At 29.6% G+C, this 13,561-nt stretch carries 10 protein-coding genes and 1 pseudogene; 10 read left to right on the plus strand and 1 reads right to left on the minus strand.

Annotation, left to right across the window (positions count from 1 at the left end; translation table 11 throughout):
- Positions 1-78 precede the first annotated feature (78 nt).
- The 8 genes and pseudogenes from FDN13_RS11570 to FDN13_RS11605 all read left to right on the plus strand — a co-directional run bounded on the left by FDN13_RS11570 (position 79) and on the right by FDN13_RS11605 (position 9,289).
- Positions 79-2,712: a PRD domain-containing protein gene (locus tag FDN13_RS11570; RefSeq protein WP_138980530.1), complete on the plus strand. Its 2,634-nt coding sequence runs from the start codon at positions 79-81 to the stop codon at positions 2,710-2,712.
- A 324-nt stretch (positions 2,713-3,036) separates the two neighbouring features.
- Positions 3,037-3,345 (plus strand): PTS lactose/cellobiose transporter subunit IIA, encoded by a 309-nt coding sequence (locus FDN13_RS11575; RefSeq protein ID WP_138980531.1) that lies wholly within the window; start codon positions 3,037-3,039, stop codon positions 3,343-3,345.
- A gap of 18 nt (positions 3,346-3,363) precedes the next feature.
- Positions 3,364-3,669: a PTS sugar transporter subunit IIB gene (locus FDN13_RS11580; RefSeq protein ID WP_138980532.1), complete on the plus strand. Its 306-nt coding sequence runs from the start codon at positions 3,364-3,366 to the stop codon at positions 3,667-3,669.
- Between the two features lie 14 nt (positions 3,670-3,683).
- Positions 3,684-5,012: a PTS sugar transporter subunit IIC gene (locus tag FDN13_RS11585; RefSeq protein WP_138980533.1), complete on the plus strand. Its 1,329-nt coding sequence runs from the start codon at positions 3,684-3,686 to the stop codon at positions 5,010-5,012.
- A gap of 16 nt (positions 5,013-5,028) precedes the next feature.
- Positions 5,029-6,510, plus strand: a complete 1,482-nt coding sequence (locus tag FDN13_RS11590) for a glycoside hydrolase family 1 protein (RefSeq protein ID WP_138980534.1) — start codon at positions 5,029-5,031, stop codon at positions 6,508-6,510.
- A 187-nt stretch (positions 6,511-6,697) separates the two neighbouring features.
- A pseudogene (gene tnpA / locus FDN13_RS11595) lies at positions 6,698-7,170 on the plus strand (IS200/IS605 family transposase).
- 261 nt (positions 7,171-7,431) lie between these two features.
- A complete protein-coding gene (locus FDN13_RS11600) occupies positions 7,432-8,265 on the plus strand; it encodes an alpha/beta hydrolase (protein ID WP_138980535.1) in 834 nt (277 codons plus the stop codon).
- A gap of 91 nt (positions 8,266-8,356) precedes the next feature.
- Positions 8,357-9,289 (plus strand): ROK family protein, encoded by a 933-nt coding sequence (locus tag FDN13_RS11605; protein ID WP_138980536.1) that lies wholly within the window; start codon positions 8,357-8,359, stop codon positions 9,287-9,289.
- Between the two features lie 123 nt (positions 9,290-9,412).
- On the opposite strand, the gene FDN13_RS11610 is transcribed toward FDN13_RS11605, so the two are convergent.
- The gene (locus tag FDN13_RS11610; RefSeq protein ID WP_138980537.1) at positions 9,413-10,555 is read right to left on the minus strand and encodes an AraC family transcriptional regulator; all 1,143 of its coding nucleotides are present in this window, start codon (positions 10,553-10,555) and stop codon (positions 9,413-9,415) included.
- A gap of 155 nt (positions 10,556-10,710) precedes the next feature.
- On the opposite strand from FDN13_RS11610, the gene FDN13_RS11615 reads away from it, so the two are divergent.
- Together FDN13_RS11615 and FDN13_RS11620 are read left to right on the plus strand one after the other, a co-directional pair.
- On the plus strand, positions 10,711-11,994 hold the full coding sequence (locus tag FDN13_RS11615; protein WP_138980538.1) for a glycoside hydrolase family 1 protein: 1,284 nt from the start codon (positions 10,711-10,713) through the stop codon (positions 11,992-11,994).
- Positions 11,995-12,063: 69 nt separating this feature from the next.
- Entirely contained in the window at positions 12,064-13,413 is a 1,350-nt protein-coding gene (locus tag FDN13_RS11620; protein ID WP_138980539.1) for an MFS transporter, read from the plus strand.
- The last annotated feature ends 148 nt before the right edge of the window (positions 13,414-13,561 follow it).

A 13,561-nucleotide genomic window follows, 5' to 3' on the forward strand; every position in this document is an offset into this window, starting at 1 on the left:
TAGAAAATAGAAGTATAGGTTAGTATAATCTTCATATATATGGCTATAAAATAAACTAACACAAAGGAGGATAATGTAATGAAAACTGCAAAGGAAACTATTTACGAATTCATACAAAAGGAAATATATGGTAAAAGTGAAAATAAAAATGGTCTGGAAACAAAAACTATTGCTGAATCATTAGGCATGCAGCGTTCAAATGTAAGTGCTATATTAAATGAATTAGTAAAAGAAGGGAAACTCATTAAAACATCAACAAGACCAGTTTATTATAAAATACCTGAACAAACTCATAAAAGTACAGAAAAATCATGTTTTACCAGATTAATTGGGCATAATGGTAGTTTAAGAAATGCTATTCAATTAGCAAAAGCTGCAATATTATATTTTCCTTCTAGCTTAAATGTTTTATTATCTTCTAAGCCTGGATGTGGGACAACTTATTTTGCTTCTTTGATGTTTGAATTTGCAAAAGAAATGAATGTTTTGTCTAAAGATGCTCCTTATATAAAAATTGATTGTAGGCATTATTCAAAGAATATTTCCGTATTAAATGATGAAATCTTTGGTATTAATGGAAATTTAAATAATAGCTGTTTTGCAAGAGCGCAGGGAGGAATGCTCTTTATTGATAATGTTGATTTATTAGATGCAAAACAACAAAGCTGTCTATTTGGGTTTTTGGATACAGGAAAGATTTATTCAGAAGATAAATCTAAGTCATTAGATTGTAGTAATTTGTTTTTAGTATTATCCTGTTCACCACAAAGCAACTTACATATTAATCGTATGATTCCTGTTACTATAGAACTGCCTGAATTAAAAGATCGTCCCTTAGAGGAACGATTTGATCTTATTAATCATTTTTTTCTGCTTGAAGCATCAAGTTCAAACCGTTGCATTAAAGTTACTGATGAATCAATTAAAGCATTGCTTTTATCGGATTTTAATCATAATGTTAAAGAATTGCAGCTTAATATTAAAGCTGCATGTGCCAATGCTTATGTAAGGGTAGTTAATGAGCCAGAGCAGGATATTTGTGTATGTATCAATGATTTTAAGGGCCAGATTAGAAGGAGTCTGTTGAAATTAAAAGGCAGTGATAATGAAATAGATGTAATAATAGGAAGCAGGGAAACAATTATTTATGACAAAAATACTGCTAATCAGGGAGATTATTATTCGAATTCTTTAGTAGATATGTATTCTGAAATTAAAAAACAGTATGATGATTTATCAAATCTGGGGATTAATGATAGGGGAATTAAAAATGTTATAAATAATCATATTCGTAATTTATTGAAAAGATATAGTTATTATAACTGGATTAATAACTCAAATAATTTGGAGCAGCTTTCAAAAATTGTAGATCCAAAGATAATAGATATTGTTACTAATTTTTTAAATGCTTGCAAAAAAGAACTTGGAACAAATTTAAGGCCAAATGTATTTTATGGTCTTTGTTTACATATTAATTCATTGTTAACTTTAAATTTTAGCCAGCCACGAATTGATAATGATCAAATTGTTAAAATTGTTCAGAACTACCCACAAGAGTATGCAGCCAGTGTACAATTTGCTGCAATTTTAAAAGAAAAGATGAATTTGGACTTACCTATTCATGAGATTGTTTTGATTGCTATGTTTTTAATTGAAAGCGATGAGAATAATGACGATGGACACCCTGTTTTGCTTTACATTATGCATGGCAGTGGAACTGCTTCTTCTTTAAAAGATGTTACTAATAGTTTAACCCAATGCAATAATGCATATAGCTATGATTTAGCTTTAAATATTGGAACAAAACAAGCTATGGAAGAGATTAAGGCTCTGATTAAAAAAATAGATACTGGAAAAGGAGTTATAGTTATATATGATATGGGCTCCATTAAGACAATGCTTGAAACAATATCAGAAGAAATAGATGTAAAAATAAGATATATTAATATTCCTATCACATTAATAGGAATTAATATTGCAAGAAAATGCTTAATGGAAAGTGATATTGATTATATCTACCACATAGCTAATTTAGAAATGAACAACTTGCAGAAAAATGAAAAGAAGCATAACAGTATTATTATTACTCTGTGTCATACAGGAGAAGGAGGTGCAATGCAATTAAAGCTCTATATAGATAATTATTCAAAACTTGGAATGAAGACAATAGCTCTTGCAATATCCAATCGCGATGAACTTTTAAGAGAAGTTTTAGAACTAAAAAAAACATATCATATTCACAGCTTTGTTGGAACCTATGATCCCAAGCTGTTTGGTATTCCATTTATTCCTATACAAAAGATTTTTGAAAGCCCTAAAGAAGATTTAGATCGTGTTTTAATGTTTGAACCACTTAGTTCATCATCTATTAACTATAATGATATATATCAGTATTTAGAAGAACAATTTAAGTATACTTCAATATCTAAGCTTAAAGCTGTATTACCGGAAATTATTGATAAATTTAGTATGCTCTACTCATTAACTGAAGAACAAAGAGTTGGATTATTTATGCATTTAGCTTGTTTAGTAGAAAGATTATTAGAAGGTAAGGCAGTTACTAATAATGCTGATAAAAATAAAATAATTTCAATATTTGAAGAGGATTATAATGCCATTGTTAGAATTTTAAAAACCTTGGAAAAGACATTTAAGATAATAATAAATGATGATGAAATTGCTAATATTATAATGATTATTAAAAAGATATAAAAAAATATAAAGATATACCTTGTTAAATAAATGGGTATATCTTTTTTTATAGAGTTATATCTCTTATATAAAATCTAAAAAATTATACTTATATATAGTGCAACTATACACTATATAAAAAATTAAATAAAAATTTATACACTAAGTTTTAATACTGTTGGTGTTTATAAAAAAAGAGTGTTTCTTTTAATATATACTAAATATACACTATATAAAAAGTGTTTTTTTATTTACTTTTGGGCATTTTGACAGAAGTAAGCTTTATACACTAAAATAAAGTTAATCCCAAAAGAATTAAACAGTATAAAAAAGGAGGAATATTATATGCACGATACAAACGATATGATATCAATGACGATTATTGCAAATTCGGGAGATGCACGTTCTTATGCCTTTCAAGCATTACAAGAAGCTAAATTAGGAAATTTTGAAGCAGCAGAGCAGCTTTTGGCTAAATCTAAAGAATCAGAAAATATAGCTCATAAAGCACAAACGGAGCTATTATTTAAAGAAGCTAATGGTGATAAGCAGGATGTTAATGTATTACTTGTTCATGCACAGGATCATTTGATGACAAGTATGCTTGCAGCTGAACTTATTAAAGAAATTATTTTATTATATAAAAATAAATAAAATAAGGGGGAAAATGGTATGAAAATCTTATTAGTATGTGCTGGAGGAATGTCAACAAGTATCCTCATGAAAAAAATGGAAAGCTATTGGAAGGAGGCAGGAGAAGAACTTGAGATTAAAGCAGTAGGATTAGGAGAGTATCAAGATGTATATCAAAATTATGATATTGTTCTGGTAGGCCCTCAAGTATCATATCGATTAAATGAAATAAAGGAAAATACAGGATTACCCTGTGCTGCAATACAATCCTTTGATTATGCTGTTGCAAATTGTCCTAATATTATGAAATTAGCAAAAAAATTATTTGAAGAAAAAAATAAGTAAGGAGAGTGAGTGAAATGGAAAAAGTATTTGAAAGCAAGTTTATGATAAAGCTTCAGGATTTTGGACAGGCCCTTGGAAGAAATAAATTCTTATCTGCCTTGCAAGCAAGTATGATGTCTTTAATGGGTATTATAATGGTTGGTGCTTTATCACAAATTATATGCTCATTAGGCAGTGAAACTATGCTTAACCTATTTAGTTCAAAGAGTAAGCTTTATTCAACGCTTTATCTACCATATCAATTTACAATGAATATGTTATCCTTATGGATTGTTGCATTACTTGCATTCAATTATGCAAAGAACTTAAAAATGAAATCTCCAATTATGAATGCCATCGATGCATTGGTGTGTTTCTTGTTAGTTTCTGGTACTCTAATTACAACTAAAGAAGGACTAGTAGGTATCGATATGACTTATCTTGGAGCCCAGGGCATGTTTATTGGGTTTCTTGTAGCATTTATTTCTGTGCACATTGAAAAATTCTGTGCTGATAAGAATATTCGTATAAAAATGCCAGAGGTTGTTCCACCATTTTTACAAGATGGTTTTTCATCAATTTTACCGTTATTATTTAGTATAGTTTTTTTCCTTGTTATTTCCTCAATTGTATCAATAGCTACAGGTGGGGCTTATAATATATGCTCAGGATTTATGAAAATATTAGGAGTTCCATTATATGCATTAACATCAGTTCCAGGTATGTTTATTCTTTGTACATTTGGTGCAATATTATGGTGTTTTGGTATTCATGGTACTATGATTTTGATTCCAATTATTATGCCTATAGCTATACAGGCTGCAGTTACAAACGGGGCATTACACCAAGCAGGAAAGCCACTTGTTTTCTATCCAGTTGCATTATTTGGAGCAATGGCTGTTTGTGGTGGTACAGGTAATACTTTAGCTCTTGCACTATTTGGATTGCGTTCTAAATCTAAACAGATTAATGCTGTTGCAAAAATTTCTGCTGTTCCTGGATGGTTTGGAATTAATGAGCCACTTACATTTGGTATGCCAATTATGTACAATCCTATTCTTTGTATCCCTTATGTTTTAAATATTCCAATTGTCATGTTATGTACATATATAGGATATAAAATAGGATTTTTACAACCTGCATGGATTCCTATTTCAACATTGCTTCCAATGGGCTTTGGTCAATATCTATCTACATTAAGATGGCAAAATGCTATTTGGGATTATTTAATGTTAATACCTACTGCACTTGTCTGGTATCCATTTTTCAAGATTTATGAAAAACAATTAATTGCAAAAGAAGCTGCTTTGGAAGAAGGAGAAAAGAAATTAGAAAGAGAATATAAAATAAATGAAAGTATTTAGAATGGAGGTTAAATAGATGAAAGGTTTTCCTAAAGATTTTCTATGGGGTGGTGCAACGGCTGCTAATCAGTATGAGGGAGCATGGAATGAAGGAGGAAAAGGTATTACAACAGCAGATGTTATAACATCTGGCTCCCATACAGTTCCACGTAGGGTGACTTATAAAAATATAAAAACTGGAGAAACAGGTTCAATGCCTATTTTTGGAACAGGATATAAATTCCCAAAGGACTGTATTCCTGCAGTCATTGATGGTGAATACTATCCAAGCCATGTTGCAACAGATTTTTATCATCGTTATAAAGAAGATATTGCATACATGGGAGAAATGGGATTTAAGACATTCCGCTTAAGTATGAACTGGGCAAGAATATTTCCAAACGGTGATGATGCAGTGCCTAATGAAGAAGGATTAAAGTTTTACGATAAAGTGTTTGATGAATGTGCAAAATATGGAATAGAGCCTTTAGTAACATTATCCCATTATGAAACACCTCTTAATTTAACAATTAAATATGGAGGCTGGTCAAACAGAAAGTGCATAGATTTTTTTGAAAATTACGCAAAAACGGTTTTTAAATATTACGAAGGAAAAGTAAAATATTGGTTAACATTTAATGAAATTAACTGTATGGAATTTGCTCCATTTATTGCAGGAGGCTTAATGGATCCATCGCCTCAAAATAGAGCTCAGGCATCTCACAATCAGTTTGTTGCAAGTGCTAAAGCAGTAAGAGCGGCTCGTGAAATCAATAGTGAAATAAAAGTAGGACAAATGCTTGCATTTATGCCAATTTATCCATATACTTGCGACCCTTATGATCAATTGCTGGCTATGGAAATAAATCAAAATAATATGTTTTATGCTGATGTTCAAACAGGTGGGTATTATCCAGCATATAGATTAAAAAAATATGAAAGAGAAGGTATTGTACTTGATACGGAAAGAGAAGATTTTGATCTTATTAAAAAGTATACTGCTGATTTCTTAAGTTTTTCATGCTATGGCTCTATTACAGTTACAACACATGATGATGTTGATAAGAGCAGTGGAAATCTAATGATGGGAATTAAAAATCCATATTTAGAAACAAATGCCTGGGGATGGGCAACTGATCCGGCATGCTTAAGAATTGCATTAAATACTCTGTATGATAGATATCGTAAGCCATTATGGATTGTAGAAAATGGAATTGGCTGGGACGACAAAAAGGAAGAAGATGGGAAAATACATGATACTTATCGTATTGATTATTTACGTAAAAATATTAAATCAATGAAAGATGCAGTTACAATTGATGGTGTTGATTTAATGGGATACACAATGTGGGGTTGTATTGATTTAGTTTCTGCAGGAACAGGAGAGATGAAGAAAAGATACGGTTTTGTTTATGTAGATAGAGATGACAAAGGAAATGGAACATTAGAAAGAACAAGAAAGGATAGCTTTTATTGGTACAAAAAAGTAATTGAAACTAATGGAGAAGATTTAGATTAATTATAAAAAATTTATTAGCGTCAATAGTAATAAAACTATTGACGCTATGGTTTTGTTTTATGAATACCACGGGCTATGCCCGTGGTTCTAAAAAGCTTATAGCTATGGGTAGAAAAAATTTTCCTCCTTTGATAGAATAAATGATAACGGTCTGCCAACCGAAATCAAATCAAAGGAGGAAAACAATATGGATAATGAAAGTTTATCACATACCAAATGGAATTGTAAATATCATATTGTATTTGCACCAAAATATAGACGCAAATAATATATGGGAAAATAAAAGAAGACATAGGCAAGATATTAAGAAAATTATGTGAATATAAAGGAGTAGAAATAATAGAAGCAAACGCATGTAAGGATCATATACATATGCTTGTAAGTATACCACCTAAATTAAGCGTAGCACAGTTTATGGGATATTTAAAAGGGAAAAGTTCATTGATGATATTTGATAGACATGCAAATTTAAAATATAAGTATGGGAATAGACAGTTTTGGTGTAAAGGATATTATGTAGATACAGTAGGCAGAAATAAAAAAGTGATAGAAGAGTATATAAAGAATCAATTACAGGAAGACATAGCGTATGATCAAATAAGTTTGAAAGAATATATAGACCCGTTTACGGGTGAGCCGGTGAACAAAGGCAAAAAATAAGCCCCTTTAGGGGCAGCCTGAAAAAAATATGCGGTTGGCAGACAATTCAGCGTGTCTTTAGACACAGCCAGTAATATGCCCTTATAGGGCTAATGCAAACCACCCGTTTTACGGGTGGTCATGATTATTAATGAAACACTTTTGTATAGAGTGGCTTTATGTCAATAAAATTGTTAAATCATAATTCAGAATTTTTAGCTAAATTTTTAATTAGGTAATGATTTTATATTTTGACAAAAAAATAATAATGGAGGAATAAAAATGGCTTTAATTCAAGTTAATTTTTTATCTAAAACATTAATGAGGACTGTTCCCATAAATGTAATATTACCAGTAGATAAGTTATTATTTCCAGGTATGCCAGAGAGAGATGACAAGCCATATAAGACATTATATTTGTTACATGGCATATTTGGAAATTATACTGATTGGGTATCTGGTACAAATATTCAAAGATGGGCACAAGAGAATGACCTTGCTGTTGTAATGCCTTCTGGTGATAATATGTTTTATGTAGATAACCCTAAGATTAGTAGTTACTATGGGGAATTTATAGGAAAGGAATTAGTTGAAATTACAAGAAAGATGTTTCCTCTTTCTAAAAGGAGGGAAGATACTTATATAGCAGGCTTATCAATGGGGGGATATGGTGCTATTAGAAATGGTTTGAAATATCATGATACATTTGGATATATTGCAGGATTATCTTCAGCTTTAATTATTGATGACATTGAAAAAAGAACAGATGATGTTCAATTCTTTTTTGAAAGCCGTTCTTTTGCTGAAGGATGTTTTGGAGATCTTACTAAGGTTAAAAATAGTGATATGAATCCAAAATGGCTTATAAAAAAGCTGGTTGAAGAAAAAGTGGATATTCCTAAAATTTATATGGCCTGTGGAAAAGATGATTTTTTATTTAAAGCAAACCAAGAATTTAAAGATTACTTAGATGAACTTGGTGTTGAGGTTACCTTTGAAGTAGGACCTGGAGGACATGAATGGGATTTTTGGAACAGGTATATTTATAAGGTTTTGCAATGGCTGCCTTTGGAAAAGAATAGTGTTGGTATTGATAGTGGTAATATAGGTATTTAATTTAATAATTTGTTTGAAGAGCAAAGTATAGATTTTTAAAATAAAAAGTAGTGAAGAAAAGCTATTATAAACATTAGCTAGGGAGGCATTTATGAAACTTTTAGTTATAGATGTAGGTGGTACAGCTATTAAATATGCCCTTATGAATGACAGTGCAGAATTTATTGAAAAAGGTACAGTGGCAACACCAAAAGATACAATAGAGCATTTTGTTGAAGTAATTGGTACGATTTATGATAAATACAAAGGGCAAATTGATGGTATTGCTATGAGTATGCCAGGACGTATTGACTCTGATAGGGGATATTTATACACAGGAGGAGCTTTAAGATATAATGATGATAAAGATATTGTTTCAATTCTCAAAAATCGTTGTCCTGTAAATATAACGGTTGAGAACGATGGAAAATGTGCAGCACTGGCAGAAGTTTGGAAAGGCAATCTTATGGATTGCGATGATGCAGTTGTAGTTATTTTAGGTACAGGGGTTGGTGGAGGTGTTATTAAAGACAAGAAACTTCACAAAGGCAAACATTTTATTGCAGGTGAGTTTAGTTTTGTTATTACTGATAATAATCTGCAGGAAGGAAGTTTTTCTAATTGGTGGGGAACGCAGTCTAGTGCTTCAGCACTATGTATGCAAGTAGCCAAAGCAAAAAAAATGAAACCTGAGGATGTAGATGGGTATAAGGTATTTGAGTATGCCAATAGCGGTGATGAAGAAGTACTTAATATACTTGATGATTATTGTTATAAGCTAGCTATCCAGTTATATAACTTACAGTATATCTATGATCCTGAGAAAATAGCGATTGGTGGTGGTATAAGCAAACAGGACATTTTACTTGAATATATTCAAAAAAATATTGACAAGCTTGCTAAGACTTTACCTTTTGTTATGGTAAAACCAAAGGTAGTTAGATGTAAATTTAATAATGATTCAAACTTAATTGGAGCATTGTATGTATATATTACAAAATATATGGATGGAGAAAACTTTTTCACACTAACCGTACCACATTAACTTTAATTAATCAAAATGGTGTTAATATAATTTTGTAGCTGTGTCTTCTATGATTTCTTTGAGATATTATACCTACAAAATTATACTAACACCAAATTGATTTATATATTTCAGTCTTATCTATTAAGAGCTAATTACATTATTTTTACAATAATACATATTTCTATAACTTTTTGGAGTAACGCCATAGTATTTTTTGAAAACCCTTGTAAAATGATCTGGACTGTCATAACCGTTTTGTTCAGCAATTTGTTCTATTGACATATTAGTATTAGTCAATAATTTCTTTGAATTTTCCATCTTTAATTTAGTTATTATTGTTGTAAAGTTCATATTTGTATTTGTTTTAATTAATTTGCTTATATAAGCTTCACTATAATGAAAGTAATTTGCAAGTGAACGAAGTGTAAGTGTTTGAAAGTTTTGCTGAATATATTGCAATATTGAAATAAAATCTATTTTTTCCTTCTCATTGCTATCAAACCTATAAAAACATATCGTATCACTATATTTACGAAGTATATTAGAAAATAAAATATTTACAAAATTTATGCAACATGTATTTGAAAAAGAATCCATGATATAGCTTTCCATACTAATATTTTTTAATAGCATTTTTATTTCACTTTGATTATCAGTATTGAAAAGTAAATAATTACCTTTTCTGTTTTTCCCATAGAATATATTTCTAAAGAATATAGATAAAAGATTTTTTTGAGTAAGCAGATTAAAAAAAGTATGTTCAAATGTACTTTGTCTTATTAGAATACTTACAACTAAGCTGTTTTCGCAAGGAAGAACATCATGAATTGAGTGAGGTGCAATAATGCACATTTCTCCTTCTTTTAAAATTCTTTGTTCTCTTTCAAATATCTGAATACATTGTCCATAGAAAACATAATTAATTTCGAAAAAGTCATGAGAATGGAAAAGGTTTTTAATATAATTTATATGTTTAATAAAAAACACATCGCGATTACCAGGGATTATCATATTTTCATTAATTTGTCCATTATCAGGAGTGAGCATTCCGTATGTAATTTCAACTGGCAACTTATGTATCAAATCATTAAATTCTTCATCAGATAGATTTCCCCAAAAAGTATTAAAAGATAATTTTGGTTTTATAAATGTATGCTTATTAGAAGAATATAAAAGCCTAACTGCCTCATTAAAAGAAATATTTTGTTTATATTTTATATATCTATCTTTAATTGTTTCTTGAACTTGTCCTAATGTTACATATCCATGTATATTATAATCCATATATTTCACCTTATTATGATTAATATTTATATTATTAATTTTAAATTATGAGAATTATTAATTCAATTATGAGGACAAAAAAAGTCGGATTTATTTAAATTTTGAGACAAGTAATTTTAAAATCAAATTATTATACTTAAAGGGGAGGGATAAATATGATAGATATATTTAATTATAAAACAGTAAAATTTCCAGATAACTTTTTATGGGGTGCAAGTACAGCAGGTCAACAGATTGAAGGAAATAATAATTCTTTTTATGATAGTGAAGAATTCTTACCTAAATCAGCATTTGGTGAACTATCTTACGAATATGCAGGACTTGCTTGTAACAGTTATGAAATGTTCGAAAAAGATATAGAGCTTTTGAAAAAAATGAATTTAAAAATATACCGTATGTCTATTGAATGGAGCAGAATTGAGCCAGAAGAAGGAATTTTTAATGAAGAAGCTGTAAAACACTATCAAAGAATATTTAATCTGTTGAAAGAAAATAATATAAAGCTGTGTCTTACATTGCATCATTTTTCACATCCAGTATGGTTTCATAAAAAGGGATTCTTTAATACCCTTGAAAATATGAAATATTGGGAAAGATATCTTAAATTTATTGTTCCTAAAATAAAAGAATATGTAGATTACTGGATTATTTTAAATGAACTTAATTTGCCTTATGTATATACAGTTGAACAACGTGTAAATATGCTGCATTATCATGCAAGAGGATATCACATAATAAAGCATTATTCTGATAAACCTGCAAGTTCAGCTCATTCATACTCAGAAAAATACCCTTTAAGAGGAAAACATGATAAAATAGACAATTTAATGAGTGAACTTTATGATTACCAAGAAAATGAGTTTTTCTTTAATGCAATAAGAACAGGAGAGATCTGTATGCCATTTATGGATGGCCAATATGTAAGTGAATTAAAAGATAGCTGTGATTATTGGGCTCTTAATACATATATAAGGCAAATCATAGATGGGCATAGAAAAAATCCTTATGCAGATTTTTATAATGCAACCCATTTGAATAATTTAGATGTTCCTTTTTATACTGAGGAGATTTTTCCAGAAATTATTATAAACATGTTATTAAGATGTAAAGATAAGCCGTGTTTAATTACAGAAAATGGTATAGCAACTATTGATGATAGGATTAGAATTGTTTATATTTCTGCAATACTACAAAGTTTAAAGGAAGCAATAGATTTAGGTGTAAATGTATTTGGATATATGCATTGGTCTTTAATAGATAATTGGGAATGGGGAAGTTTTAAGCCAACCTTTGGGCTTGCTAAAGTAGATAGAAAAACCTTTGAAAGGGAAATTAAAAAGAGTGGACATTTCTATGGAGAAATAGCAAAAAATAATCTTTTTTCACAAGAGATACTTCAAAAATATTTAAATGAAATTCCTTCTGTAATAAACAGATAATTTTTTAAAATTAATGCCTCAAAAATTTTAATTATAAATAAAAATTTTAAAAATGAGGGGGAATACTTTATGAATGAACAAAAAAAAGAATCAAACACGAGGTTTGGCATCGCCTGGGCACTTGCTAACGGAGGAGGCTATATGTTAATACAAGCAACAGTAGCAAGTTACATCGCAGTTTTTATGACAGATTATATTGGTATTGCAGCTGGGGTAGCTTCAGTTATTATGGGTTTAGCTTCATTGTGGGATGCAATAAATGATCCTATTATGGGAGTTATTGCCGACAGGACAAAGTCAAGATGGGGAAGATACAGACCTTACTTTTTGTTTGCCCCAATATTTTTTGTAATTGTAAGCGTTTTGCTCTTTTTAAATCCTAAAGGATTATCTGAGAGTGGTAAAATAGCTTGGACTTCTATTTTTTATGTTGGTTTTGGAATGTTAAATACAGTTTGTACAATGCCTACAATGGCAATCGTTCCAGCACATGTAAAGGAGTTTGATGAAAGAAATAAAATATTTACATGGGGTGCTATTGCAACTGCATTTTCTTTTACAATTGCTTCATCATACTCAATTAATATTTCAAAATTTTTTGGAAGCTGGGTTCCAATGATATTAATTTATGGTATATTAATGATTATAAGTTATTTATGGCTATTTAAGGTATCAAAGGAAAGATATTTAATTGATATTGATGCTGAAAAAAGACCTATATCAAAGGATATAAAAATAATATTTAAACATAAAGAAATCTATCCTGTTATAATTATTTGGATGCTTTGTTCTCTTGGTTTTGGTTTAATGTTTGCTACATCAGTATATTATGTAATGTATTATTTAGCAAGACCTGATTTAATATCAAAATATATGCTTGTTCTATCAATAGGTGCTTTTATATCTATGTCAGTAATTATGCCTTTAGCAATAAAAATATTTAAATGTGGGCATAAAGCATTATTGTGGTCCCAACTTTTAACAGCAATTTGTTATATTATACTTTTCTTCTTTGGCAAGAATAATTTTACTTTCCTTTGTGTTGTATCTTTTATTGCTACATCGCTTTCAGCTATGGAAAACTCACTTATTAATTTGTTATTAGCAGATAGCATAGACTTTATTCAATTAAAAGATGGAGTTTCATTAAATGCAACTCTTTCTTCTATAAAAGGTTTTGCTTTTAAATGTGGGACAACCTTACAATCATCAGGTATTTTAGCTGTATTAGCAATTACAGGATATGTTGCTGGAGCAATAGGTCATCAGCCTGAATCAGCAATGCTTGGTATTAATTCATTAAGATTTTTAATTCCTGCTATGATTTCTTTAATTGTAGTTATTCTTTGCATTTTCTATCCTTTACAAAAGCACTATGCTGAATTTGAAAAAATGAAAGAAAAAATGGTGGCTATGTAATTAAATGATTTTATAAAGTAATTTTAAAAATCTTAAATTCTTTGTATTTATATTTTTTAATTACCGTTTTTATCTTTACTAAAACGATAAATATTAGAGCTATGAGCCATTAATAATTTTATCTCTCCTTTGGAGTGATAAAAAAATT

It is taken from the genome of Caloramator sp. E03, from assembly GCF_006016075.1.
In the GTDB taxonomy this organism is placed as follows: Bacteria; Bacillota; Clostridia; order Clostridiales; family Caloramatoraceae; genus Caloramator_B.

Bases quoted from the DNA above. Each gene is read 5' to 3' on its own strand.
- FDN13_RS11590 (WP_138980534.1), top strand. From the start codon at position 5,029: ATGAAAGGTTTTCCTAAAGATTTTCTATGGGGTGGTGCAACGGCTGCT.
- FDN13_RS11615 (WP_138980538.1), top strand. From the start codon at position 10,711: ATGATAGATATATTTAATTATAAAACAGTAAAATTTCCAGATAACTTT.
- FDN13_RS11620 (WP_138980539.1), top strand. From the start codon at position 12,064: ATGAATGAACAAAAAAAAGAATCAAACACGAGGTTTGGCATCGCCTGG.
- FDN13_RS11600 (WP_138980535.1), top strand. From the start codon at position 7,432: ATGGCTTTAATTCAAGTTAATTTTTTATCTAAAACATTAATGAGGACT.
- FDN13_RS11575 (WP_138980531.1), top strand. From the start codon at position 3,037: ATGCACGATACAAACGATATGATATCAATGACGATTATTGCAAATTCG.
- FDN13_RS11610 (WP_138980537.1), bottom strand. From the start codon at position 10,555: ATGGATTATAATATACATGGATATGTAACATTAGGACAAGTTCAAGAA.
- FDN13_RS11585 (WP_138980533.1), top strand. From the start codon at position 3,684: ATGGAAAAAGTATTTGAAAGCAAGTTTATGATAAAGCTTCAGGATTTT.
- FDN13_RS11605 (WP_138980536.1), top strand. From the start codon at position 8,357: ATGAAACTTTTAGTTATAGATGTAGGTGGTACAGCTATTAAATATGCC.
- FDN13_RS11570 (WP_138980530.1), top strand. From the start codon at position 79: ATGAAAACTGCAAAGGAAACTATTTACGAATTCATACAAAAGGAAATA.
- FDN13_RS11580 (WP_138980532.1), top strand. From the start codon at position 3,364: ATGAAAATCTTATTAGTATGTGCTGGAGGAATGTCAACAAGTATCCTC.